The organism is Trabulsiella odontotermitis, from assembly GCF_030053895.1.
In the GTDB taxonomy this organism is placed as follows: domain Bacteria; phylum Pseudomonadota; class Gammaproteobacteria; order Enterobacterales; family Enterobacteriaceae; genus Trabulsiella; species Trabulsiella odontotermitis_C.
Genome location: NZ_CP125781.1, coordinates 4,276,185 through 4,298,746, shown reverse-complemented (window position 1 = coordinate 4,298,746; position 22,562 = coordinate 4,276,185). Strand labels below are relative to the sequence as shown.

Genomic DNA, 22,562 nt, shown 5'->3' with positions numbered 1-22,562 from the left:
TCGGGTGCAGCAGTCTCGTCTAAACTTATTATTACGTTCAGCAGAAAACGAAAGGCTGACGAGGATTTTTTAACAACCGAACGATGAGGAATTGATGATGAATAAAGACGAAATCGGCGGTAACTGGAAACAACTGAAAGGTAAAGCGAAAGAGCAGTGGGGTAAACTTACTGACGATGACTTCACGGTGATTGAAGGTCGTCGTGATCAACTGGTTGGTCGTATTCAGGAACGTTATGGCTACGCGAAAGACCAGGCTGAGAAAGAGGTTCGTGACTGGGAAACCCGTAACGACTACCACTGGTAATAATGCTCTTACCCGAGCGTACAAGGACGTACAACCCTCCGGGCGGCGTTTTGCCGCCCGTCTGTTTTTAGCGCGCTTTTTTCTTCATCTGAATGGAATGATCGTGACCGCACTCACCAGGATGGCGACAGGCTTCAACTTCCACGCAGTTCACACACAAGCCATGCGCTTCTATGACGTTATGGCGCAGCGCAAAACCCATCCTGGCCGCCAGCGTATGCAGGATATCTTCGACCCCTTCCGCACCTTCTTCTTTAACGACGCCGCATCTGTCGCAGATAAACATGGCTGAGGTGTGCGTTGGCTGATCGAACAGGTGGCACAGCACATAGCTGTTGGTGGACTCCACTTTATGCACAAAGCCCTGCTCGAGTAAAAATTCCAGCGCCCGGTAGACGGTTGGCGGTTTTGCCTGCGGTTCGGCTTCACGCAACAGATCCAGAAGATCATAGGCACTGATGGCGCCGGGTTGCAGGCTCATCAGGCGTAGCACCTCAAGGCGCTGCGGAGTCAGGCGCACGCCGCGTTGCGCACAGGCTTTCTCGGCATGAGCTAACAGCGCTTGCGAAGTAGTCTTGTCCATTGAGCATCCTCTGGTTGCGTGGATTTTAATCCCTTACTTTACCATGTAATACCGGAAACACCGAGATCCGCACGGAACGTCGGCGAAGATCCTTCTGCGTTTGAGATTTCCAGTAATCCGAAACTTTCCAGAAAAGAATATTCTCATCTATAAATAGTGAGGGGTGGCACAGATTATAACGAATACAGTAGCTCACCCTGTGGTTAATCCCGCGTGAAACCCGTTTTTTTCATCGTTATTCACAGCAATAGTTCACCCCTTTTCAGGTAATAACTGGAAAGGGATAAACATTCATCTGCCTATAACGAGCGTATTGTGAAAAAAAACGTAAAAATTTCGGTGTTGCCAGTCGCACTCTCTTTTCTTATGGCAAATCAGGCAAGTGCAACGGGTTTTGGTGCGGAAACGCGAAACAATGCAATGGGGGGAACGGGAGTCGCTGCGTCCCAATATGGTAGCGCCGTGTTCAGTAACCCGGCGCTGCTGGCGAAAGCGAAACCGGAAGATGACGTCACGGTGGTTTTTCCGTCGATTGGCGCGCAGATCAGCGATAAAGACAACCTGCGCGACAAAATCGATGATATCAGCGACGACGTGGATAACTACCGCGACACGTTAGATAATCTGAATCTGGCTGATCTCTTTATCCCGGGCTCGCCGGGATATCGTCAGGTCTCGTCGGCTGCGGGTTCGCTTGCCGATCAGCTTGAATCGCTGAAAGGAAAAACTGCCAGCGCTAAAGCTGCCGGAGGGATCGCGGTGAGTATTCCGAACGACACGCTGTCGGTCGCGTTTGTGGCAAAAGCCAACGCCCGAGCGCGGGTCAGCTCTTATATTGATCAGGGCGATATCGACCAGCTACGGGCGATTGAAGCTGTACCTGCGACTGCCTTAACCGTCGATCCTGATAACCTGAAATCTACCGGTTTTGGCCGCGCAGCCATCGTTTCCGACTATGGCGTGGCCGTTGCCCGGCAGTTCGATATTGGCGGCGTGCCGGTTTCCGTGGGTATTACCCCGAAGCTGCAAAAAACCTGGCTCTATAACTACACGGTGTCGATTTACAGCTACAACAGCGGTGATCTCAAAAACAGCCGCTACCGTAACGACGACACCGGGTTTAACGTCGATGCCGGGCTGGCCGCCGATTTTGGTGAAAACTGGACTGTCGGCTTAAGCGGTCAGAACCTGATGTCGCGCGACATCGACACCAAAGAAGTGGGCGGCGTACGGGATACCTATCAGATCAGCCCGCTGGTAACAGCCGGTATCGCCTGGCATAACGATCTGGTGACCCTCACCGCCGATGGCGATCTGACCGAAACGAAAGGTTTTAAAAGCGAAGAAAACTCGCAGTACGTCGGCGTTGGCGCTGAAATTCAGCCGCTGAACTGGCTGGCGGTACGTGCCGGTTACCGTGCGGATGTGAAGAGTAATGACAGCAACGTATTCACCGCCGGTGTCGGTTTTGCGCCGTTCAACCGTGTTCACCTCGATCTGATGGGCCTGTACGGCGAAGACGAAACCTGGGGGGCAGGGGCGCAATTGAGCCTGACTTTCTGATGCTGACCGGAGGTTCACGCCTCCGGTTTATCTTTATGCTATAGTAGCGCCCCTTTTTACCCGGATGCTTAATTATTCGCCATGCTGCAAGAGACCTCGTCATCAGTTTTCCCTGCTCACCGTTTTTCCATCGCGCCAATGCTCGACTGGACAGACAGGCACTGCCGTTATTTTCTGCGCCTGCTGTCACGTCACACATTGCTGTACACGGAGATGGTTACCACCGGGGCGATTATTCATGGTAAAGGCGACTATCTGGCGTACAGCGATGAAGAGCATCCGGTCGCGTTACAGCTCGGCGGCAGCGATCCGGCGCAGCTTGCGCACTGCGCAAAGCTTGCGGAGGCGCGTGGTTATGACGAAATCAACCTGAACGTTGGCTGCCCGTCCGATCGCGTACAGAACGGCATGTTTGGCGCCTGCCTGATGGGTAACGCGCAACTGGTCGCCGACTGCGTGAAGGCGATGCGCGACGTAGTGTCGGTGCCTGTCACCGTTAAAACCCGTATCGGGATCGACGACCAGGACAGCTACGAATTTCTTTGTGATTTCATCAGCACCGTTTCCGGTCGCGGCGAGTGCGATACATTCATCATCCATGCTCGCAAAGCCTGGCTTTCCGGTCTGAGCCCGAAAGAGAACCGTGAAATCCCCCCGCTGGATTACCCGCGCGTCTGGCAGCTCAAGTGTGATTTCCCGCAACTGACGATGTCGATCAATGGCGGTATTAAGACGCTGGAAGAGGCGAAAGCGCACCTGCAACACATGGACGGCGTGATGGTAGGTCGCGAGGCATATCAGAATCCTGGCATTCTCGCCTCGGTCGATCGTGCGATTTTCGCAGCGGACGTGGCAGATGCCGACCCGGTGGCCGTGGTGCGGGCGATGTATCCTTACATTGAGCGCGAGCTCAGCAACGGCACATATCTGGGACACATCACCCGCCATATGCTCGGCCTGTTCCAGGGCATTCCCGGTGCGCGCCAGTGGCGTCGTTACCTCAGCGAAAACGCCCACAAAGCCGGGGCCGATATTAACGTCCTTGAGCAGGCGCTACAGCTAGTGGCGAATAAGCGTTAATTTTTCACTATTATTTCGTCAAATTCACCACGCCATGAAACGATATTCAGGGCGTTTTGCTTTCTGTTCAATGAGTTAACTTCTGGCACGCTTCTTGTAATACTCCCGGCAGAGTAACAACAATTCTTTGGGGAGAAGAGCATCATGCTGGAACTGTTATTTGTGATTGGATTTTTCGTCATGTTGCTGATGACGGGCGTGTCATTATTGGGGATCCTGGCCGCTATCGTCGTGGCGACGGCGCTGATGTTCGTTGGCGGTCTGCTCGCGATGATGCTGAAACTGTTGCCCTGGCTGCTGCTGGCGGTGGCGGTGGTGTGGGTGATCCGGCTTATCAAGGAGCCGAAAATTCCGCAGTATCGCCGTAGTGACCGCTGGCGTTACTGATTGATTGTGCAGGGGATCACAACCTGAGAAGTTTTGCATAAAAGTACTTAGGTTTTGCGAAATAAATCTGTCACTATCCCGCAGTAACGAATTCATCGCGCTGTACCCTACAGACAGCCGAACAAAAAAAGAAAGGGCTTCCACCACGGTGGAAGCCCAAATTTTTTATGGAATCAACAGGCTGGAGCCTTGCGTTGCGCGGCTTTCCAGCACCTCATGCGCTTTCTGCGCGTCGTGCAGGGCGTACTTCTGGTTATCCGCAACATCAACCTTAATCACGCCGCTGGCAATCAACGAAAACAGCTCGTTACTCGCTTCCTCCAGCTCTTCGCGAGTGGTGATGTAGCCCTGCAGAGACGGACGTGTGACGTACAATGATCCTTTCTGATTCAGAATGCCGAGGTTAACGCCGGTTACCGCGCCTGATGAGTTACCGAAACTGACCATCAGTCCACGGCGTTGCAGGCAATCCAGCGACGCTTCCCAGGTATCTTTCCCCACGGAGTCATACACCACGCGCACTTTTTTGCCGTCGGTGATCTCCTTCAGCCGTTCAACGACGCTCTCTTCCCGATAGTTAATGATCTGCCAGGCGCCCGCCTGTTTCGCCCGCTGCGCTTTCTGCGCGTTGCCAACGGTGCCAATCAGCTTTGCGCCGAGCGCTTTAGCCCACTGGCAGGCAATCAACCCCACGCCACCGGCGGCTGCGTGAAACAGGAACTGTTCATCCGGTTTGATTTCATAGGTTTTGCGCAGCAGATAAAAGACGGTAAGACCTTTAAGGAACGAGGCGGCAGCCTGCTCAAAGGAGATGGCCGACGGCAGGATCGCGGCTTTTGCGGCGGGCACGTTGTGCACTGAACTGTACGCACCCAGCGCGGACTGCGCATACACCACACGATCGCCCGCTTTAATATGCGTCACATTACGGCCCACTTTGCTGACGATACCGGCGGCCTCGGTGCCGATGCCACTTGGCAGAGATGGCGGCGGGTAAAGTCCTGCACGAATATAGGTGTCGATATAGTTAATGCCGATGGCCTTGTTTTCCACCTGGATCTCGTCATCGGCGGGGTCTGCAGGGGTAAATTCGACCGCTTTCAGTACCTCAGGACCCCCATGCTTGTGAAATTCGATTCGTGTTGCCATGCTTCCTCCTGAACTCTGTGATAATCTTACGACCCAATATCAGGCTCGGTAACTCCATTCACTATGGCAGGAAATAAACCCTTCAACAAACAACAGACTGAACCCCGCGACCGCGATCTGCAGGTGGCCGGTTTGAAAGTGCCGCCGCACTCGATTGAAGCGGAACAGTCGGTGTTGGGCGGTTTGATGCTGGACAACGAACGCTGGGACGATGTCGCCGAGCGCGTCGTGTCGGATGATTTCTATACCCGTCCACATCGCCACATTTTTACCGAAATGGCGCGCCTGCAGGAGACCGGCAGTCCTATCGATCTGATCACGCTCGCGGAATCGCTTGAGCGACAGGGGCAGCTCGACAGTGTCGGCGGCTTCGCCTATCTGGCCGAATTATCGAAAAACACGCCCAGCGCCGCGAATATCAGCGCTTATGCCGACATCGTGCGCGAACGCGCCGTTGTTCGTGAAATGATCTCCGTTGCCAACGAGATTGCCGAAGCGGGTTTTGATCCGCAGGGCCGTACCAGCGAAGATCTGCTCGACCTCGCCGAATCCCGTGTTTTCAAAATTGCCGAAAGCCGCGCCAATAAGGACGAAGGGCCGAAAAACATCGCTGATGTGCTTGATGCGACCGTCGCGCGTATCGAGAAACTGTTCCAGCAGCCGCACGACGGCGTAACGGGCGTCAATACCGGCTATGATGATCTGAACAAGAAAACCGCTGGTTTGCAGCCGTCGGATCTGATCATCGTGGCAGCGCGTCCGTCGATGGGTAAAACGACATTTGCGATGAACCTCGTCGAAAACGCAGCGATGTTGCAGGATAAACCCGTCCTGATTTTCAGTCTTGAAATGCCCTCAGAACAGATCATGATGCGTTCTCTGGCATCGCTTTCCCGCGTCGATCAAACCCGCATTCGTACCGGGCAACTGGATGATGAAGACTGGGCGCGCATCTCCGGCACCATGGGCATTCTGCTGGAAAAACGAAACATTTATATCGATGACTCTTCCGGCCTGACGCCCACGGAAGTGCGTTCCCGTTCCCGGCGTATCGCCCGCGAGCACGGTGGACTCGGTCTTATTATGATCGACTACCTGCAACTGATGCGCGTGCCGTCATTATCCGACAACCGTACGCTGGAAATCGCGGAGATCTCGCGCTCGCTGAAAGCGCTGGCAAAAGAATTGCAAGTGCCGGTAGTGGCGCTGTCGCAGCTTAACCGCTCGCTGGAACAACGCGCCGATAAACGCCCGGTCAACTCCGACCTGCGTGAATCCGGCTCCATCGAACAGGATGCTGACCTGATCATGTTCATCTACCGTGATGAGGTGTATCACGAGAACAGCGACCTGAAGGGCATCGCAGAAATTATTATTGGTAAGCAGCGTAACGGCCCTATTGGCACCGTACGTCTCACCTTTAACGGTCAGTGGTCACGTTTCGATAACTATGCCGGTCCCCAGTATGATGATGAGTAATTTCTAAGGAATTCAAATGCAAGCGGCAACTGTAGTAATTAACCGCCGCGCTCTGCGACACAACCTGCAACGTCTGCGTGAACTGGCGCCCGCCAGCAAACTGGTTGCAGTCGTGAAAGCGAACGCCTACGGACATGGTCTTCTGGAGACCGCGCGAACGCTCACTGATGCGGATGCTTTCGGCGTCGCTCGCCTTGAAGAGGCGCTACGACTGCGGGAAGGGGGCATCACTCAGCCGATTCTGTTGCTGGAAGGGTTTTTCAATGCCAGCGATCTGCCGGTGATTTCTCAGCAGCACCTGCACACGGCGGTGCATAACCAGGAACAGCTGGAGGCACTGGAGCAGGCTGATTTGCCTGAGCCGGTCACCGTATGGATGAAACTGGATACCGGCATGCATCGCCTGGGGATCCGCCCGGAGCAGGCTGACGGGTTTTACCAGCGTCTTTGCCAGTGCAAAAACGTTCGCCAGCCGGTCAACATTGTCAGCCATTTCGCCCGCGCCGACGAGCCCGAGTGCGGCGCGACAGAACTGCAACTGGATATTTTCACCACCTTCACCGAAGGGAAACCGGGGCAGCGTTCCATTGCCGCTTCCGGCGGAATTTTGCTGTGGCCGCAATCGCATTTTGACTGGGTGCGCCCTGGCATCATTCTGTATGGCGTTTCCCCGTTGGACCAAAAACCGTGGGGGCCGGATTTTGGCTTCCAGCCGGTGATGTCGCTGACTTCCAGCCTGATTGCGGTGCGCGAACATAAAGCGGGCGAGCCCGTGGGCTACGGCGGTACCTGGATAAGTGATCGCGATACGCGTCTTGGCGTGGTGGCGATGGGCTACGGCGACGGTTACCCTCGCGCGGCACCGTCGGGCACGCCAGTGCTGGTGAACGGCCGCGAAGTGCCGATTGTCGGGCGCGTGGCGATGGACATGATTTGTGTCGATTTAGGCCCGCAGGCACAGGATAAAGCCGGCGATCCAGTGGTAATGTGGGGCGCCGGGTTACCCGTTGAGCGCATCGCTGAAATCACAAAAGTAAGTGCTTACGAACTTATTACGCGTCTGACTTCCCGGGTCGCGATGCAGTACGAAGACTAAACGCTTGCGCAACACGAAAAACCGGGAGCGGCATTCAGGCCGCTCCCGTTTTCTCCCGCATCCCCTCGATCTTCTCTGACTTCCGGTTTATTGTTGTTATTCCTGCCCGTCTACAATCCGGAGAAGCATCGCGTGTTTCAGAAAGTTAACGCCTACGCTGGCGACCCCATCCTCTCCTTAATGGAGCGTTTTAAAGAAGATCCGCGCAGTGACAAAGTGAATCTCAGCATCGGTCTGTATTACAACGAAGACGGGATTATCCCGCAGCTACAGGCCGTGGCAAGCGCAGAGGCACAGCTCAACGCGCAGCCGCACGGCGCGTCGGTTTATCTGCCGATGGAAGGTCTGAATACCTACCGCAACAGCATTGCGCCACTGCTTTTTGGCGCGGAGCACCCGGTGCTGACGCAAAAACGTGTCGCGACAATCCAGACCCTGGGTGGCTCCGGCGCGCTGAAAATTGGCGCGGATTTCCTGAAACGTTACTTCCCCGATTCCGGCGTGTGGGTCAGCGACCCGACGTGGGAAAACCACGTGGCGATTTTTGAAGGCGCTGGCTTCGAAGTAAGCACTTACCCGTGGTTCGACACAGAAACCAACGGCGTACGCTTCGACGCGCTGCTGGAAAAACTGAACACGCTACCGGCGCAAAGCATCGTGCTGCTGCATCCGTGCTGTCATAACCCGACGGGCGCGGATTTAACCCCTGCCCAGTGGGATGCGGTGGTGGAAGTGGCGAAGAGCCGCGACTTGATCCCGTTCCTCGACATCGCCTATCAGGGATTTGGCGCGGGCATGGAAGAGGACGCGTACGCCATTCGCGCCTTTGCCAGCTCTGGCCTGCCGCTGCTGGTCAGCAACTCTTTCTCGAAGATTTTCTCGCTCTATGGCGAGCGCGTCGGCGGGTTATCGGTGGTGTGTGAGGACGCAGAAACAGCCGGGCGCGTGTTAGGGCAACTGAAAGCTACCGTACGCCGCAACTACTCCAGCCCGCCGAATTTTGGCGCGCAGGTTGTCGCCGCAGTGTTGGGCAACCCGGAACTGAAGGCGTCATGGCTGGAAGAAGTAGAGACGATGCGCACCCGCATCCTGGCAATGCGTCAGGAACTGGTCAACGTGTTGAAAACGGCAATGCCGGGTCGTAATTTCGATTACTTGCTCAGGCAGCGCGGCATGTTCAGCTATACCGGACTCAGCGCAGCGCAGGTGGACAGGCTGCGTGACGAGTTTGGTGTTTACCTCATCGCCAGCGGTCGCATGTGCGTTGCGGGCCTCAACTCGCGTAACGTTCACCGCGTTGCAGAGGCATTCTGCGCAGTAATGTAAGTACTTACTTGCAATTTTTCTTAAAGCGGGGTGATGAGTGTGATCACCCCCCTTTTCTCCGACTTTTCCCCTTCCGTCAAAACCCCGTCAAGAGTAAGGTCAGATCGACATCTTGATCAAAAATATAAAATCCCAAAAAAAATTTTTAGCACAGTCAGGGAATAATATGCGTAAGATCACCATGGCGTTAAGCGCCGTCTGTCTGCTATTCACGCTCAACAACCCGGTTGTTGCCCGCGCTTCATCACCTTCTCCCGTCTATCCCGGCACCAATGTTGCTCGCCTCGCTGAACAGGCACCTGTCCACTGGGTTTCCGTGGCACAAATTGAAAACAGCCTGTTAGGACGCCCGCCGATGGCGGTCGGTTTTGATATTGATGACACCGTGCTGTTTTCCAGCCCGGGTTTCTGGCGAGGACAAAAAATTTACTCGCCCGGCAGTGAGGCGTACCTGAAGAACCCGGCATTCTGGCAAAAGATGAATAACGGCTGGGATGAGTTCAGCATTCCGAAAGAGGTCGCGCGGACGCTGACCACCATGCACATCAAACGCGGCGACAGCATCTATTTCGTTACGGGCCGCAGCCAGACCCGCACGGAAACCGTTTCAAAAACACTGCAGGACGATTTCCTTATTCCTGCGGCGAATATGAATCCGGTCATTTTTGCCGGCGATAAGCCGGGACAAAATGCCAAAACGGTCTGGTTGCAGAAAAAGAATATCCGCATGTTCTACGGCGATTCGGATAATGACATCGCCGCCGCGCGAGAGGTGGGCGTGCGGGGGATCCGCGTGTTGCGGGCATCAAACTCGACGTACCAACCATTACCGATGGCCGGAAAATTTGGCGAAGAGGTGATCGTCAATTCGGAATACTGACGCTTCGGCAAAAACAGATTATTCAGCCCTTTTTCGTAACGGCAACCTTCGGGTTGCTTTTTTTTTGCTCTGGTTGGGCGGTGAAAGTTTCACCTTTCGTCATCTTGCTGCACACTTAAACAGATCCTCTATACATTGGAACCGCCTGAGTGGGCACGGAGAACAGAAATGACCATTTCGGAGCTTTTACAGTATTGCATGAAGAAACCCGGCGCGGAGCAGAGCGTTCACAGTGACTGGAAGGCCACGCAGATCAAGGTAGCCGACGTGTTGTTTGCCATGGTGAAGGAAGTTGAGGGGCGCCCGGCGACATCATTAAAAACCAGCCCGGAGCTTGCCGAACTGCTGCGCCAGCAGCACAGCGATGTGCGGCCCAGCAAACATCTCAATAAAGCGCACTGGAGCACGGTTTATCTCGACGGCACGCTGCCGGATTCGCAAATTTACTATCTGGTCGATGCCTCGTGGGAACAGGCGCTGACGCTGATCCCGGAAGAGACCCGGAAAAGCATTCTCGGCGAATAGCTCCCGTTTAAACACTACAGTGCGGTGATCAGCACCGACAGCGACAGGCTGAGCAGTCGCTCAACAATATTCTGCATGCGGGATCGCACGGCGATCTGCGCGTTGGTCATTTGTATTGCTAATTGCTGCTGCATCCCGTCGAGTATCACCCTGATATCTTCCTCTTCCAGGTCGCCGCGCGCTTTGTCGCGTAGCGCCTCTGCCAGCAGTTTACAGGTGTCGCGAATAAACGTGTCGTTGTCCTCCAGACCCTGCTTAAACAGCGCCAGACATTCTCCCCCGACAATCTCCCCGGCCTGCTGGCGAAATGCCGGATGGGTAAACGCTGTTTCCAGATCATTTAAAATCGACATTTATAACCCCTGGTGACAAACGGAATGCGGGCGTAAGCACTCGCCGTGAATGGCTTGTTGGTAAGCGGCGCTCGCCTGGCGGCTGAACAGCCGGGCCTGTGAGCTGTTGAACGGTCGCTGCTGCTGCCGGAAGCGATCAGACTGTACTTGCCAGATATTGTGCAGCGACTGAAGGTTATCCAGACGCAGCGGATCGCCCAGGTTTTCAGCGAACAGCCACGCGGCGCGGTATTGCAGTTGATAATCGCGTTCGTCCAGCGCCGCGTCACGGATATCGCTCATCGTGGCGTCATCAATGAATTGCATATGCAGCGCCTGCAACATCACCAGCTGACGGTGGGCGTCGCCGTTATAGTTTCCTGTCGCGGAACAGGCGGTTAACAGCAGCAGCGGGACTAAAAAAATGATTCTGATGAGGCGAATAACAGGCATAGCCGTGGCTCTGGCAAGCGGTGAATACCATCCAGAATAGAGCAAATCCGTGGTTTAAAATACGCAAAAAAGAGGCAAAGTGTTGCGCCCTGAAGAGGATCCACAGGGCGCAGGAGGATTATTTCAGCATGGGTTTCAGGAAACGTGCAGTGTGCGAGGCTTCGCACTCCGCCACTGTCTCTGGCGTACCGGAAACGAGGATTTCCCCGCCGCCGCTGCCGCCTTCCGGGCCGAGATCCACAATCCAGTCCGCTGTTTTAATGACGTCCAGGTTGTGCTCAATCACCACGATGGTATTACCCTGATCGCGCAACTGATGCAGCACGTCCAGCAACTGCTGGATATCGGCAAAGTGCAGACCGGTGGTGGGTTCATCGAGAATGTAGAGCGTCTGGCCGGTACCGCGTTTTGACAGCTCGCGCGCCAGCTTAACGCGCTGCGCTTCACCGCCGGAAAGCGTGGTTGCCGACTGACCAAGACGAATGTAGGTTAGCCCCACATCCATCAGCGTTTGCAGCTTACGCGCCAGCGCCGGAACCGCGTCAAAGAACTCACGCGCTTCTTCAATGGTCATATCCAGCACTTCGTGGATCGTCTTGCCTTTGTATTTAATCTCCAGCGTTTCACGGTTATAGCGTTTGCCTTTGCACTGGTCGCACGGTACGTAGATATCCGGCAGGAAGTGCATTTCGACTTTGATCACGCCGTCGCCCTGACAGGCTTCGCAACGTCCGCCACGTACGTTAAAGCTGAAACGTCCTGGCGTATAGCCGCGCGAGCGGGCTTCCGGCACCCCGGCGAAAAGTTCACGTACGGGGGTGAAAACGCCGGTATAGGTCGCCGGGTTGGAACGTGGCGTACGGCCAATCGGACTCTGGTCGATATCAATGACTTTATCGAAATGCTCCAGCCCCTGGATCTCGCGATACGGCGCCGGTTCTGCAATCGTCGCGCCGTTAAGCTGGCGTTGGGCGATCGGGAACAGGGTATCGTTGATCAGCGTCGATTTACCGGAACCTGAAACCCCGGTGATACAGGTAAACAGACCGACAGGCAGCGTCAGTGTGACGTCTTTCAGGTTGTTGCCACGCGCACCGCTCAGCTTCAGCACTTTTTGCGGATCCGCCGGTACCCGTTTTTTCGGGATTTCAATCTGGCGTTTCCCGCTCATGAACTGGCCGGTCAGCGATTCCGGCACTGACATGATGGCGTCCAGCGTCCCTTCGGCCACCACCTGACCGCCGTGTACGCCCGCCCCCGGGCCGATATCAATAATATGGTCCGCCGCGCGGATCGCGTCTTCGTCATGCTCGACGACAATCACTGTGTTACCCAGGTTACGCAGATGGATCAGCGTGCCGAGCAGGCGTTCGTTATCGCGCTGATGCAGGCCGATAGAAGGCTCATCCAGCACGTACATCACGCCCACCAGCCCTGCGCCAATCTGGCTTGCCAGACGGATCCGCTGCGCCTCGCCGCCGGACAGCGTTTCCGCTGAGCGTGAAAGCGTCAGATAGTTCAGACCGACGTTGACCAGGAACTTCAGGCGATCGCCAATTTCTTTCAGCACTTTTTCGGCAATTTGCGCGCGCTGGCCGGATAGCTTCAGGTTATTGAAGAAGTCCATCGCGTGACCGATGCTCATGTCTGAAATGGTCGGCAGCGGCGTGTTTTCGACAAACACATGGCGGGCTTCACGACGCAGGCGCGTACCGTCACAGGTCGCGCACGGACGGTTGCTGATGAATTTCGCCAGCTCTTCACGAACGGCGCTGGATTCGGTCTCTTTATAGCGGCGCTCCATGTTGTGCAGAACGCCTTCGAACGGATGGCGGCGGATTGAAGTATCGCCACGATCGTTCATGTATTTGAATTCAATAGACTCTTTACCGGAACCGAACAGCACCACTTTATGCACCGACGGGTTCAGGCTGCCCCAGGGCGCGTCCACGTCGAATTTGTAGTGTTCCGCCAGCGATTTCAGCATCTGGAAATAGTAGAAGTTACGGCGATCCCAGCCGCGGATCGCCCCGCCAGCGAGTGACAGCTCCGGGTTCTGGATCACGCGATCCGGATCGAAATATTGCTGTACGCCGAGACCGTCACAGGTCGGGCAGGCGCCTGCCGGGTTGTTGAACGAAAACAGGCGCGGCTCCAGCTCACGCATACTGTAACCGCAAATCGGACAGGCGAAGTTGGCGGAGAAGAGCAATTCCTCGGCTTTTTCATCGTCCATATCGGCGACGACGGCCGTGCCACCGGACAACTCCAGCGAGGTCTCGAAGGATTCGGCCAGACGCTGTGCCAGATCGCCACGGACTTTAAAGCGATCAACCACCACCTCGATGGTGTGTTTCTTTTGTAATTCCAGTTTCGGCGGATCGGAAAGATCGCACACTTCGCCGTCGATACGGGCGCGGATATAGCCCTGGCTCGCCAGATTTTCCAGCGTTTTGGTGTGTTCACCTTTACGCTCTTTAATGATGGGTGCCAGCAGCATCAGGCGTTTGCCTTCCGGCTGCGACAGCACGTTGTCTACCATCTGGCTGACGGTCTGCGCGGCCAGCGGCACGTCGTGATCCGGGCAGCGTGGCTCCCCGACGCGGGCGTACAGCAGACGCAGGTAATCGTGGATTTCAGTAATCGTCCCCACCGTCGAACGCGGGTTGTGCGAGGTCGATTTTTGCTCAATGGAGATCGCGGGCGACAAGCCTTCGATATGATCGACGTCCGGTTTTTCCATCAACGACAGAAACTGGCGCGCGTAGGCTGACAGCGACTCAACGTAGCGGCGCTGCCCTTCGGCGTACAGCGTGTCAAAAGCCAGTGAAGATTTGCCTGAACCCGACAGCCCGGTGACGACAATCAGTTTGTCGCGAGGGATGACGAGGTTGATATTTTTGAGATTATGGGTGCGGGCGCCCCGAACTTCGATCTTATCCATTCACCTTTCCCGGTAGAGACTCGGAATGCCTGGTTTGCTTGAAGGACAAACGGCAGAAACGGCTAATTATGACACAATTAAACCTGTTTGAATATACAGTATTGGAATGCATCTTCCTCGATTATGTGCAAAAATGATTATTGACGCGAGATTTCTGGAATCATGCTCGCAGCTATCAAAATGTCGCTTTGTGGTGGTACAATCGCGCGTTTACACTATTTCAAAACGTATTCAGGAGACACGATCATGGCCAGCAGAGGCGTAAACAAGGTGATTCTCGTCGGTAATCTGGGCCAGGACCCGGAAGTACGCTACATGCCGAATGGTGGTGCAGTTGCCAACATTACGCTGGCTACTTCCGAATCCTGGCGTGACAAGCAGACCGGGGAAATGAAAGAGCAGACGGAATGGCACCGTGTTGTGCTGTTCGGCAAACTGGCTGAAGTCGCCAGCGAATATCTGCGTAAAGGTTCTCAGGTCTACATCGAAGGCCAGTTGCGTACCCGCAAATGGACCGATCAGTCCGGCGTAGAAAAATACACCACGGAAGTGGTGGTGAATGTCGGCGGCACCATGCAGATGTTGGGCGGCCGTCAGCAGGGCGCAGGCGCACCGGCGGGCGGTGGTCAGCCGCAGCAGGGCGGTTGGGGTCAGCCTCAGCAGCCGCAGGGTGGCGCACAGTTTAGCGGCGGCGCGCAGTCTCGCCCGCAACAGCCATCTGCTCCGGCGCCGTCTAACGAACCGCCGATGGATTTCGACGACGACATCCCGTTCTGATTCCGCTTTTCGCGATCATCAGACGAAAAAAGAGCTTCCACCGGGAAGCTCTTTTTTTATCAGGTTAACACCATCGGCCATTCTGGCGGCGCCTGGTTCATCACTTCAATCATCACGTCTTTAATGTTACCCCAGATGGTGGCGATATCTACTAACGTAATACCCAGCAAGCCGGTCGCGAACCAGCAGGCGGCGGCCACGCCGAGACCGCTGCAAATGACGGCCAGCCCGGCATAGTCGGATTTGCGTAACTGAATGTTGAGCGTACTGGCTAAGAACATCAGCACTGCACTGAAAAGTGGCCAGCGCAACAGCACAACGCCGGTGGTGATCGATGCCATGAATCTTTCCTCGGAAGAACAGTTGCCTTTGACAGCGCGAACGTCATTGCAGGCTGGCTATCTGAAGGCATTTAGCGATTGAATGAAACGAAATTTCTTTTGCATTAGGATGTGTGAACTATATCACATTTGGTGTTTTATTCGCCAGTTCAAAAAATGACTTTTTTGCGGGTTAATTTTGCGAGGCGTCATGGGAACAGAGAATATATTCTCCGTTGAACATGATCTTTATTTAAGACCCTTTCACGCCAATTCAGAGAGATAGCCAAATCGGTACTCTTGCCGTCCCGTGTTCAATATTTACAGGACTGGCCGGCTGGATTATGCTGTCGTGGACAGTTATTTTTACTTGCAATAAGGCAATCAGCGGCTGGATTTACTGGGTAGTTTTGATTTCTTGTAAGCATTGCTGAACACCTTTCTCGTGGTTGTATTAACTCCTGAACATTTGCTGCGCAAATACTTTGCGTAGGCTGGATCGACGTCTGATTTTCATTGCAGGTTTATTCCGTTCCCTCAACCTGTGATTGATAAAATGAATAATGACACGCTGCACACCGCAATAAATGATGCCGCTTTAGGGCTGCATATGCTGGCGCAGCTGATGCCCGGATTATCCACGCATCAGCCACTCCGCCCTTTACTTTTTACTATCAACACCGCGCTGGGTGCGTGCCTGACGTGGACGATGATCGACGATGGCCGGGAGCTACGGCTGGAGGTCGCGGGCGATCTGGAGTGTAACCATCATCATGTCGTACGCCTGCTGGCGTTATCCCGGCTTGAGCCGGAACGAAGCTGGCGCATCCGGTACTGGCGAAATGAGGCGAGCAGGTTGCTTTATCCTGACTCTCATCCCGATGCCGGAATAATAAAAAGCGCGGCGTTATGCAAAATCCCTTTACAGGGAACCAGCCACAGTAATTATTTATTTGTTGCTTTCCCTCATTCGCAGACGTCTTCCTCAGTAATTAAAAGCATTGCTATTATTCTGGCAGAAAAACTGAAAAGTTATCTTTCCGATGTTATTCTTAAAGAACGCACTGCCAGCGAATTAAATGCTATCATGGTGCGATATAAACTGATGTTAGACTGCGCGCCGATATTATTAAATGCATTCGATGCCAGTCGGCGGTGCATATTATGGAACAGAGCCTGCGAGCGATCGTTTGGCTGGACGCAAAATGACATTAATCGTTACACTGATCCGCTGGAGTTATTTTATCCTGACCTGGAGATGCGCGAGCAGGTGCGGCTTTCTTTTAGCCCGATCAATGACACGCCCGTAACAGAAATGCACACCCGCTACCCGGTGCGTCGCGATGGCGCAACGCTGACAACGCTCTGGTCTAATATTACGATGGGCGATGGAACAATACTCAATATTGGCGTCGATGTGACGGGTTTAAAAAAAGACAACACGCCACGTTTTTAACGTAAAGGGAACTTTGTCCTTAATAAAAACGTCGGCATGTCTCCTGGTTTGCCTTACGGTGAAATAAAATCGTCATAACGAAATATTAGGAATATAGAGCAAAAAGACGGTTGCTAATGTTGTTTGATTCATGCAACGTAATCACCTGCAATCAAAGCCATGGGCCTGACTTTCAGGCGCAATGAAAACAGGGATATTGGGCTGGATGAATCGTAGGGTGCGAGACAAGGTGCTGCGCATTGTCGGCGTTATCATGGTGGTATTGTTACCCGTGATGCTGGCGCTTTGGTTTGCGCAAATGCGTGCAATGTCGGAAACCACGGGTCAATTGCAGACATTTGCGCAGCTTGCGCTCGATAAAACTGAAATCGTCATCCATGAAGCGGAAGAGACCCGCCGCGAGGCGGAAGGCTATCATGGCGCGGCCTGTACGCCACAACATCAACAGGCGATGCTAAGGAAGGTGCGAACAAGTTCCTGATATGAGATCATCATATTCATCCGGAGCGCATCCCAGAGGGACATCATGAGCCATCAACTCACCTTCGCCGATAGTGAATTCAGCACTAAGCGCCGTCAGACCCGAAAAGAGATTTTCCTCTCCCGCATGGAGCAGATTCTGCCATGGCAAAACATGGTGGAAGTCATCGAGCCGTTTTATCCCAAGGCGGGCAATGGCCGACGGCCCTATCCGCTGGAGACCATGCTGCGTATTCACTGCATGCAGCATTGGTACAACCTGAGCGACGGTGCCATGGAAGATGCCCTGTACGAAATCGCCTCCATGCGCCTGTTTGCCCGATTATCCCTGGATAGCGCCCTGCCGGATCGCACCACCATCATGAATTTCCGCCACCTGCTCGAGCAGCATCAACTGGCCCGTCAATTGTTCAAGACCATCAATCGCTGGCTGGCCGAAGCAGGCGTCATGATGACCCAAGGCACTTTGGTGGATGCCACCATCATTGAGGCACCCAGCTCTACCAAGAACAAAGAGCAGCAACGCGATCCGGAGATGCATCAGACCAAGAAAGGCAATCAGTGGCACTTTGGCATGAAGGCCCACATTGGTGTCGATGCCAAGAGTGGCCTGACCCACAGCCTAGTCACCACCGCGGCCAACGAGCATGACCTCAATCAGCTGGGTAATCTGCTTCATGGAGAGGAGCAATTTGTCTCAGCCGATGCCGGCTACCAAGGAGCGCCACAGCGCGAGGAGCTGGCCGAGGTGGATGTGGACTGGCTGATCGCCGAGCGTCCCGGCAAGGTAAAAACCTTGAAGCAGCATCCGCGCAAGAACAAAACGGCCATCAACATCGAATACATGAAAGCCAGCATCCGTGCCAGGGTGGAGCACCCGTTTCGCATCATCAAGCGGCAGTTCGGCTTCGTGAAAGCCAGATACAAAGGGCTGCTGAAAAACGATAACCAACTGGCGATGTTATTCACCCTGGCCAACCTGTTTCGGGTGGACCAAATGATACGTCAGTGGGAGAGATCTCAGTAAAAACCGGAAATAACGCCAGAAATGGTGGAAAAAATAGCCTAAATAGGCTGATTCGATGTGTTTGCGGGAAAAAAATCGGCCCAGATCCGCGAAATTTTAATCAGCGAGTCAGCTTGGGAAGAAATGACCTGCTTATTCGCACCTTCCCTAAATATTGTGCGCGGCCAGTTGTACGTTACGGATTTAATCTATGCCGAGGGCAATCAGTTTCTGTGTTCGACTGTTTTTCGTCCGGCGCAACCTTTTACCATGCCGCTGCCGAGTTATCAGAAAAAACCGAATGTCTCGGTTTATTACTATCGTGACACGCCATTTTATCCGGGTTATTCGATGATCTACATGCAGCGGGATAATTATGTCGCAGTGGTCAACCCGCTCTCTTATAGTGAAGTGATCTCCGAAGATACCTCGTTGAGCTACGGCGTTTACGATACCAAAACCAATTCTTTTTTCTCTGTCAGCGCGACGTCGGATCCGCAGATATTACGCCCGCTGATTCGCAACAGTAATGCGTCATTTCGAAAAGAAGGGCGTTTTAATACTGTCGTGCTGTCTGATCGTCGTCCCGTTGCGGTTATTGTCTCGACACAGGATCGCCGCTATTACGTAAATCTCTGGCATCAGCTGACGTTAACGCTGCCATTAGGCGCGATCTGCAGCGTGCTCATTTTGTTGGTCTGGTCACGCACCCGCCAGCAAATTAACTCGCCGCGACGCAAACTCCAGCGTGCGCTTAATAAGCGGCAACTGCGCCTGCATTATCAGCCGATCGTCGATATCAAAAATAATTGCTGTGTCGGTGCCGAAGCGCTGCTGCGCTGGCCGGGTTTCAATAGTCAGATAATGAGCCCATCGGAATTTATTCCACTTGCTGAAAAAGAGGCGTTAATAGAGCAGGTGACCGATTACGTGGTCGAAGAGATGTTTGCGGAGATGGGGCAATTCCTGGCAACACACCCACAGCTGTATATCGCCATTAATCTTTCCGCGTCGGATTTCCATTCTTCACGGCTGATTGCGCTGATCTCAGAAAAAGCGCAAAGCCATCGCGTACGTGCACAACAAATTAAAATCGAAGTCACCGAGCGCGGGTTTATTGATGTGCCGAAAACGACGCCAGTGATCCAGGCGTTTCGTCAGGCGGGTTATGAAGTGGCTATCGACGACTTTGGCACCGGGTATTCCAACCTGCACAACCTCTATTCGCTGAACGTCGATATTCTTAAAATCGATAAATCGTTTATCGATACGCTCACCACCAACAGCACCAGCCATTTGATCGCCGAACATATTATCGAGATGGCGCAAAGTCTGCGGCTGAAAACCATTGCCGAGGGCGTGGAAACCGTTGAGCAGGTCTCGTGGCTGGCGAAGCGGGGCGTGCAGTTCTGTCAGGGGTGGTATTTCGCGAAAGCCATGCCACCGCAGGAATTTATGCAGTGGCTGGATGTTTCATCATGCCAGGTCCGCCAGCGGATGCCTCAGGCGGAAATCTGATGGCGATAGTCGCTCGGCGTGCGGTCGAACTCGCGGCGGAAGACCCGGGAGAAGGTTTGCTGCGAGACATACCCTAAATCCATTGCGATATCAAAGATAGGACGTTGCGTTGTGCGCAGCGCCTCCGCCGCCAGCAGCAGCCTGCGCTGGCGAATGTAATCCCCCAGCGTCTGGTGCGTCACGGTGCGGAACATCCGTTGCAGATACCACTTTGAGTAACCTGATTTTTTCGCGACCACGTCAATGTTAAGCGGTTGATCGATATGTTCATCAATCCATTCAATAAGCGTTTGAATAATATCCTGATGGGACATACAGGGCCTCTTTTTGCATTTTTCGATTCGTCGTAGTGTCTGAAGGCGAGTATAATTCCTCAAGTTAACTTGAGGTAAAGCGCTTTATGGAAAAGAAATCACCCCGCATTAAATCCCTGCTGACGCCCGGCGAAGTGGCGAAACGAAGCGGTGTTGCCGTTTCTGCGCTGCATTTCTATGAAAGCAAAGGACTTATCAAAAGTACGCGTAACGCCGGAAACCAGCGCCGTTACCGTCGTGACGTGCTGCGTCATGTGGCCATCATCAAGATTGCCCAGCGCATTGGCATTCCGCTATCGACCATTGGCGAGGCATTTGGCGTGCTGCCGGAAGGGCACAGGCTGAGCGCCAAAGAATGGAAACAGCTTTCTTCTCAATGGCGTGAGGAACTGAACAGCCGCATCCACACGCTGGTGGCGCTGCGCGATCAACTGGATGGTTGCATCGGTTGCGGCTGCCTGTCGCGCACTGACTGCCCGCTGCGCAACCCTGGCGATAAGCTCGGCGAGAAGGGACCTGGCGCGCACTTTCTTGAAGACGAATAAAAAACTAAAGCGCCACAGAGGGCGCTTTAGTCGTTTCCGGTCTTTGTCTTTCGCTCTATCCCGTTGAGACACGGGAGGGTTTCCCCCGACATCAGCACCCCTCATCGTCTCATCAGGGGTTGGAGGTTCCGGGTTGTGCTGACACTTTAAGTCTATGCCATGTCGGCCTCTTCGCCACAAAAACGGGCGACTTTTTCGCCGAAAATTTTCCGCCGATCGCCCACAGTTTCTATCGTTAATTTGAACAAATTTTTCTAACCGGCATGTGAAACATGTTGCCAGATTGCGCATCGACGATAACGTTTGCGCATCTTCTGGCGGTTTCTTCAGCAGCGACGATAATTTTTGGCGAAACGGCGCAAACTTCTGTTGAAAATGGCCCGCTAAAAGCCAGATAATCGTTTGCCTTTTTTGACTAGCCGTTTTGTCAGCGCGGAGTTAAACGTTTGCGTTTTCCCGGCGCCCCTTGCCGCGAGGCTGCACATGGACAGGACGTTTAACTGGCAGTGGATGTTCCACCACGCCGACAGACGAACGATAAAATAAAAACTCTTAGGGGATGTTTTCTATGTCTACGCCTTCTGCGCGTACCGGCGGTTCACTTGACGCCTGGTTTAAAATCTCTGCTCGCGGCAGTACCGTGCGTCAGGAAATCGTCGCCGGTCTGACGACCTTTCTGGCGATGGTGTATTCCGTGATTGTGGTGCCGGGCATGCTCGGTAAAGCCGGTTTCCCGCCTGCCGCCGTGTTTGTCGCGACCTGCCTGGTTGCCGGTATCGGTTCGCTGGTGATGGGACTGTGGGCGAACCTGCCGCTGGCGATTGGCTGCGCCATTTCGCTGACCGCGTTTACCGCGTTCAGCCTGGTGTTGGGGCAGCAGATCAGCATTCCGGTGGCGCTCGGCGCCGTCTTCCTGATGGGGGTGCTGTTTACCATCATTTCCGCCACCGGTATTCGTAGCTGGATCCTGCGCAATCTGCCGCAGGGGATTGCGCACGGCACGGGGATTGGTATCGGCCTGTTCCTGTTGCTGATCGCAGCGAACGGCGTGGGTCTGGTGATCAAAAACCCACTGGACGGTTTACCGGTTTCTCTCGGCCATTTCGCCAGCTTCCCGGTGATCATGTCGCTGATTGGTCTGGCGGTGATTATCGGCCTCGAAAAAATGAAAGTGCCTGGCGGCATTCTGCTGACCATCATCGGCGTTTCCATCGTGGGGCTGATTTTTGACCCGAACGTTCATTTCTCCGGCTTCTTTGCCATGCCGTCGCTGAGCGATGAGAGCGGTAAATCACTGATTGGCAGCCTGGATATCATGGGCGCGCTGAGCCCGGTGGTGTTGCCGAGCGTACTGGCGCTGGTGATGACGGCGGTCTTTGACGCGACGGGCACCATCCGCGCGGTAGCCGGTCAGGCCAATCTGCTGGATAAAGACGGTCAGATCATCAACGGCGGTAAAGCGCTGACCACCGACTCCCTGAGCAGCGTGTTCTCCGCAGTCGTCGGCGCGGCGCCAGCGGCAGTGTATATCGAATCCGCCGCCGGTACAGCAGCGGGCGGTAAAACCGGTCTGACGGCAATCACCGTCGGCGTGCTGTTCCTGCTGATCCTGTTCCTCTCTCCGCTCTCTTACCTGGTTCCGGCGTATGCGACCGCGCCTGCGCTGATGTACGTTGGTCTGCTGATGCTGAGCAACGTGGCGAAAATTGATTTCAATGATTTCGTTGATGCGATGTCCGGGCTGATCACAGCAGTGTTTATCGTGCTCACCTGTAACATCGTTACCGGGATCATGATCGGCTTCGCGACGCTGGTGATTGGCCGCGTCGTGTCCGGTGAATGGCGTAAGCTGAACATTGGCACAGTAGTGATCGCTCTCGCGCTGGTGATCTTCTACGCGGGCGGCTGGGCGATTTAATTCGTCATACCGTCAGGATGAAGGGCGGCTCAGGCCGCCCTTTCTGCTTTTCGGGCACATCCTGTTTCCCTTGCGTTGATTATCATGTTTTATTATCAGACATGGACCGTCAGTCTTCAGTACC

At 54.3% G+C, this 22,562-nt stretch carries 23 protein-coding genes; 16 read left to right on the top strand and 7 right to left on the bottom strand.

The features are described 5' to 3' along the window. Positions 1 to 97 precede the first annotated feature (97 nt). Positions 98 to 307, top strand: a complete 210-nt coding sequence (locus tag QMG90_RS20475) for a CsbD family protein (RefSeq protein WP_054179771.1) — start codon at positions 98 to 100, stop codon at positions 305 to 307. A 67-nt stretch (positions 308 to 374) separates the two neighbouring features. On the opposite strand, the gene zur is transcribed toward QMG90_RS20475, so the two are convergent. Then, the gene (gene zur / locus QMG90_RS20470; RefSeq protein WP_283281518.1) at positions 375 to 890 is read right to left on the bottom strand and encodes a zinc uptake transcriptional repressor Zur; all 516 of its coding nucleotides are present in this window, start codon (positions 888 to 890) and stop codon (positions 375 to 377) included. Positions 891 to 1,205: 315 nt separating this feature from the next. Between zur and QMG90_RS20465 the strand changes: the two genes are divergently transcribed. The 3 genes from QMG90_RS20465 (at position 1,206) to pspG (ending at position 3,920) form a co-directional block, all read left to right on the top strand. Further along, the gene (locus QMG90_RS20465) at positions 1,206 to 2,453 is read left to right on the top strand and encodes a conjugal transfer protein TraF (RefSeq protein ID WP_283281517.1); all 1,248 of its coding nucleotides are present in this window, start codon (positions 1,206 to 1,208) and stop codon (positions 2,451 to 2,453) included. Between the two features lie 81 nt (positions 2,454 to 2,534). Further along, entirely contained in the window at positions 2,535 to 3,533 is a 999-nt protein-coding gene (dusA, locus tag QMG90_RS20460; RefSeq protein WP_283281516.1) for a tRNA dihydrouridine(20/20a) synthase DusA, read from the top strand. A 144-nt stretch (positions 3,534 to 3,677) separates the two neighbouring features. Then, on the top strand, positions 3,678 to 3,920 hold the full coding sequence (gene pspG, locus QMG90_RS20455; protein ID WP_283281515.1) for an envelope stress response protein PspG: 243 nt from the start codon (positions 3,678 to 3,680) through the stop codon (positions 3,918 to 3,920). Between the two features lie 165 nt (positions 3,921 to 4,085). Here the strand turns inward: pspG and QMG90_RS20450 are convergent, their stop codons facing one another. Continuing rightward, entirely contained in the window at positions 4,086 to 5,069 is a 984-nt protein-coding gene (locus QMG90_RS20450) for a quinone oxidoreductase (RefSeq protein WP_283281514.1), read from the bottom strand. A gap of 63 nt (positions 5,070 to 5,132) precedes the next feature. Between QMG90_RS20450 and dnaB the strand changes: the two genes are divergently transcribed. The 5 genes from dnaB (at position 5,133) to QMG90_RS20425 (ending at position 10,375) form a co-directional block, all read left to right on the top strand. Further along, positions 5,133 to 6,548, top strand: coding sequence for a replicative DNA helicase (gene dnaB / locus QMG90_RS20445; protein ID WP_038158374.1), 1,416 nt, complete (start codon positions 5,133 to 5,135; stop codon positions 6,546 to 6,548). Positions 6,549 to 6,564: 16 nt separating this feature from the next. Continuing rightward, the gene (gene alr, locus QMG90_RS20440; RefSeq protein ID WP_283281513.1) at positions 6,565 to 7,644 is read left to right on the top strand and encodes an alanine racemase; all 1,080 of its coding nucleotides are present in this window, start codon (positions 6,565 to 6,567) and stop codon (positions 7,642 to 7,644) included. A gap of 132 nt (positions 7,645 to 7,776) precedes the next feature. Beyond that, positions 7,777 to 8,970, top strand: coding sequence for an aromatic amino acid transaminase (tyrB, locus tag QMG90_RS20435; protein WP_283281512.1), 1,194 nt, complete (start codon positions 7,777 to 7,779; stop codon positions 8,968 to 8,970). A gap of 166 nt (positions 8,971 to 9,136) precedes the next feature. Continuing rightward, a complete protein-coding gene (gene aphA, locus QMG90_RS20430) occupies positions 9,137 to 9,850 on the top strand; it encodes an acid phosphatase AphA (protein WP_283281511.1) in 714 nt (237 codons plus the stop codon). 168 nt (positions 9,851 to 10,018) lie between these two features. After that, positions 10,019 to 10,375 (top strand): MmcQ/YjbR family DNA-binding protein, encoded by a 357-nt coding sequence (locus QMG90_RS20425; RefSeq protein WP_038158366.1) that lies wholly within the window; start codon positions 10,019 to 10,021, stop codon positions 10,373 to 10,375. A gap of 14 nt (positions 10,376 to 10,389) precedes the next feature. Here the strand turns inward: QMG90_RS20425 and QMG90_RS20420 are convergent, their stop codons facing one another. From QMG90_RS20420 to uvrA, 3 genes are all read right to left on the bottom strand, one after another. Then, positions 10,390 to 10,728 (bottom strand): hypothetical protein, encoded by a 339-nt coding sequence (locus QMG90_RS20420; protein ID WP_283281510.1) that lies wholly within the window; start codon positions 10,726 to 10,728, stop codon positions 10,390 to 10,392. Further along, positions 10,729 to 11,160, bottom strand: a complete 432-nt coding sequence (locus QMG90_RS20415) for a hypothetical protein (RefSeq protein WP_283281509.1) — start codon at positions 11,158 to 11,160, stop codon at positions 10,729 to 10,731. It lies immediately after the preceding gene. A 118-nt stretch (positions 11,161 to 11,278) separates the two neighbouring features. Beyond that, complete coding sequence (gene uvrA, locus QMG90_RS20410) at positions 11,279 to 14,104, bottom strand: excinuclease ABC subunit UvrA (protein ID WP_283281508.1); 2,826 nt, start codon at positions 14,102 to 14,104, stop codon at positions 11,279 to 11,281. A gap of 246 nt (positions 14,105 to 14,350) precedes the next feature. Between uvrA and ssb1 the strand changes: the two genes are divergently transcribed. After that, positions 14,351 to 14,881, top strand: coding sequence for a single-stranded DNA-binding protein SSB1 (gene ssb1 / locus QMG90_RS20405; protein WP_283281507.1), 531 nt, complete (start codon positions 14,351 to 14,353; stop codon positions 14,879 to 14,881). A gap of 59 nt (positions 14,882 to 14,940) precedes the next feature. Here the strand turns inward: ssb1 and QMG90_RS20400 are convergent, their stop codons facing one another. Next, positions 14,941 to 15,222: a YjcB family protein gene (locus QMG90_RS20400; RefSeq protein ID WP_283281506.1), complete on the bottom strand. Its 282-nt coding sequence runs from the start codon at positions 15,220 to 15,222 to the stop codon at positions 14,941 to 14,943. A gap of 535 nt (positions 15,223 to 15,757) precedes the next feature. Here QMG90_RS20400 and QMG90_RS20395 point away from each other — a divergent pair. From QMG90_RS20395 to QMG90_RS20380, 4 genes are all read left to right on the top strand, one after another. After that, on the top strand, positions 15,758 to 16,657 hold the full coding sequence (locus QMG90_RS20395) for a PAS domain-containing protein (protein WP_283281505.1): 900 nt from the start codon (positions 15,758 to 15,760) through the stop codon (positions 16,655 to 16,657). 205 nt (positions 16,658 to 16,862) lie between these two features. Then, the gene (locus QMG90_RS20390) at positions 16,863 to 17,138 is read left to right on the top strand and encodes a CSS-motif domain-containing protein (protein WP_430381667.1); all 276 of its coding nucleotides are present in this window, start codon (positions 16,863 to 16,865) and stop codon (positions 17,136 to 17,138) included. 45 nt (positions 17,139 to 17,183) lie between these two features. Then, positions 17,184 to 18,164, top strand: coding sequence for an IS5-like element ISKpn26 family transposase (locus QMG90_RS20385; RefSeq protein WP_000019473.1), 981 nt, complete (start codon positions 17,184 to 17,186; stop codon positions 18,162 to 18,164). Between the two features lie 123 nt (positions 18,165 to 18,287). Then, the gene (locus QMG90_RS20380; RefSeq protein WP_283281504.1) at positions 18,288 to 19,661 is read left to right on the top strand and encodes an EAL domain-containing protein; all 1,374 of its coding nucleotides are present in this window, start codon (positions 18,288 to 18,290) and stop codon (positions 19,659 to 19,661) included. Here the strand turns inward: QMG90_RS20380 and soxS are convergent. After that, positions 19,646 to 19,975 carry a superoxide response transcriptional regulator SoxS gene (gene soxS / locus QMG90_RS20375; protein ID WP_015368734.1) on the bottom strand — a complete coding sequence of 110 codons (330 nt, stop codon included), beginning with the start codon at positions 19,973 to 19,975 and terminating at the stop codon, positions 19,646 to 19,648. The two genes, QMG90_RS20380 and soxS, sit on opposite strands and share 16 nt — an antisense overlap. Positions 19,976 to 20,061: 86 nt before the next feature. Between soxS and soxR the strand changes: the two genes are divergently transcribed. Together soxR and QMG90_RS20365 are read left to right on the top strand one after the other, a co-directional pair. After that, positions 20,062 to 20,520 carry a redox-sensitive transcriptional activator SoxR gene (gene soxR / locus QMG90_RS20370; RefSeq protein WP_283281503.1) on the top strand — a complete coding sequence of 153 codons (459 nt, stop codon included), beginning with the start codon at positions 20,062 to 20,064 and terminating at the stop codon, positions 20,518 to 20,520. 568 nt (positions 20,521 to 21,088) lie between these two features. Continuing rightward, positions 21,089 to 22,438 carry an NCS2 family permease gene (locus QMG90_RS20365; RefSeq protein ID WP_283281502.1) on the top strand — a complete coding sequence of 450 codons (1,350 nt, stop codon included), beginning with the start codon at positions 21,089 to 21,091 and terminating at the stop codon, positions 22,436 to 22,438. Positions 22,439 to 22,562 lie beyond the last annotated feature (124 nt).

Excerpts from the sequence above, each read along its gene's own strand:
- QMG90_RS20475 (WP_054179771.1), top strand. The coding sequence starts at position 98 with ATGAATAAAGACGAAATCGGCGGTAACTGGAAACAACTGAAAGGTAAA.
- zur (WP_283281518.1), bottom strand. The coding sequence starts at position 890 with ATGGACAAGACTACTTCGCAAGCGCTGTTAGCTCATGCCGAGAAAGCC.
- dusA (WP_283281516.1), top strand. The coding sequence starts at position 2,535 with ATGCTGCAAGAGACCTCGTCATCAGTTTTCCCTGCTCACCGTTTTTCC.
- pspG (WP_283281515.1), top strand. The coding sequence starts at position 3,678 with ATGCTGGAACTGTTATTTGTGATTGGATTTTTCGTCATGTTGCTGATG.
- QMG90_RS20450 (WP_283281514.1), bottom strand. The coding sequence starts at position 5,069 with ATGGCAACACGAATCGAATTTCACAAGCATGGGGGTCCTGAGGTACTG.
- dnaB (WP_038158374.1), top strand. The coding sequence starts at position 5,133 with ATGGCAGGAAATAAACCCTTCAACAAACAACAGACTGAACCCCGCGAC.
- alr (WP_283281513.1), top strand. The coding sequence starts at position 6,565 with ATGCAAGCGGCAACTGTAGTAATTAACCGCCGCGCTCTGCGACACAAC.
- aphA (WP_283281511.1), top strand. The coding sequence starts at position 9,137 with ATGCGTAAGATCACCATGGCGTTAAGCGCCGTCTGTCTGCTATTCACG.
- QMG90_RS20425 (WP_038158366.1), top strand. The coding sequence starts at position 10,019 with ATGACCATTTCGGAGCTTTTACAGTATTGCATGAAGAAACCCGGCGCG.
- QMG90_RS20420 (WP_283281510.1), bottom strand. The coding sequence starts at position 10,728 with ATGTCGATTTTAAATGATCTGGAAACAGCGTTTACCCATCCGGCATTT.
- QMG90_RS20415 (WP_283281509.1), bottom strand. The coding sequence starts at position 11,160 with ATGCCTGTTATTCGCCTCATCAGAATCATTTTTTTAGTCCCGCTGCTG.
- uvrA (WP_283281508.1), bottom strand. The coding sequence starts at position 14,104 with ATGGATAAGATCGAAGTTCGGGGCGCCCGCACCCATAATCTCAAAAAT.
- ssb1 (WP_283281507.1), top strand. The coding sequence starts at position 14,351 with ATGGCCAGCAGAGGCGTAAACAAGGTGATTCTCGTCGGTAATCTGGGC.
- QMG90_RS20400 (WP_283281506.1), bottom strand. The coding sequence starts at position 15,222 with ATGGCATCGATCACCACCGGCGTTGTGCTGTTGCGCTGGCCACTTTTC.
- QMG90_RS20395 (WP_283281505.1), top strand. The coding sequence starts at position 15,758 with ATGAATAATGACACGCTGCACACCGCAATAAATGATGCCGCTTTAGGG.
- QMG90_RS20390 (WP_430381667.1), top strand. The coding sequence starts at position 16,863 with ATGAATCGTAGGGTGCGAGACAAGGTGCTGCGCATTGTCGGCGTTATC.
- QMG90_RS20385 (WP_000019473.1), top strand. The coding sequence starts at position 17,184 with ATGAGCCATCAACTCACCTTCGCCGATAGTGAATTCAGCACTAAGCGC.
- QMG90_RS20380 (WP_283281504.1), top strand. The coding sequence starts at position 18,288 with ATGACCTGCTTATTCGCACCTTCCCTAAATATTGTGCGCGGCCAGTTG.
- soxS (WP_015368734.1), bottom strand. The coding sequence starts at position 19,975 with ATGTCCCATCAGGATATTATTCAAACGCTTATTGAATGGATTGATGAA.
- soxR (WP_283281503.1), top strand. The coding sequence starts at position 20,062 with ATGGAAAAGAAATCACCCCGCATTAAATCCCTGCTGACGCCCGGCGAA.
- QMG90_RS20365 (WP_283281502.1), top strand. The coding sequence starts at position 21,089 with ATGTCTACGCCTTCTGCGCGTACCGGCGGTTCACTTGACGCCTGGTTT.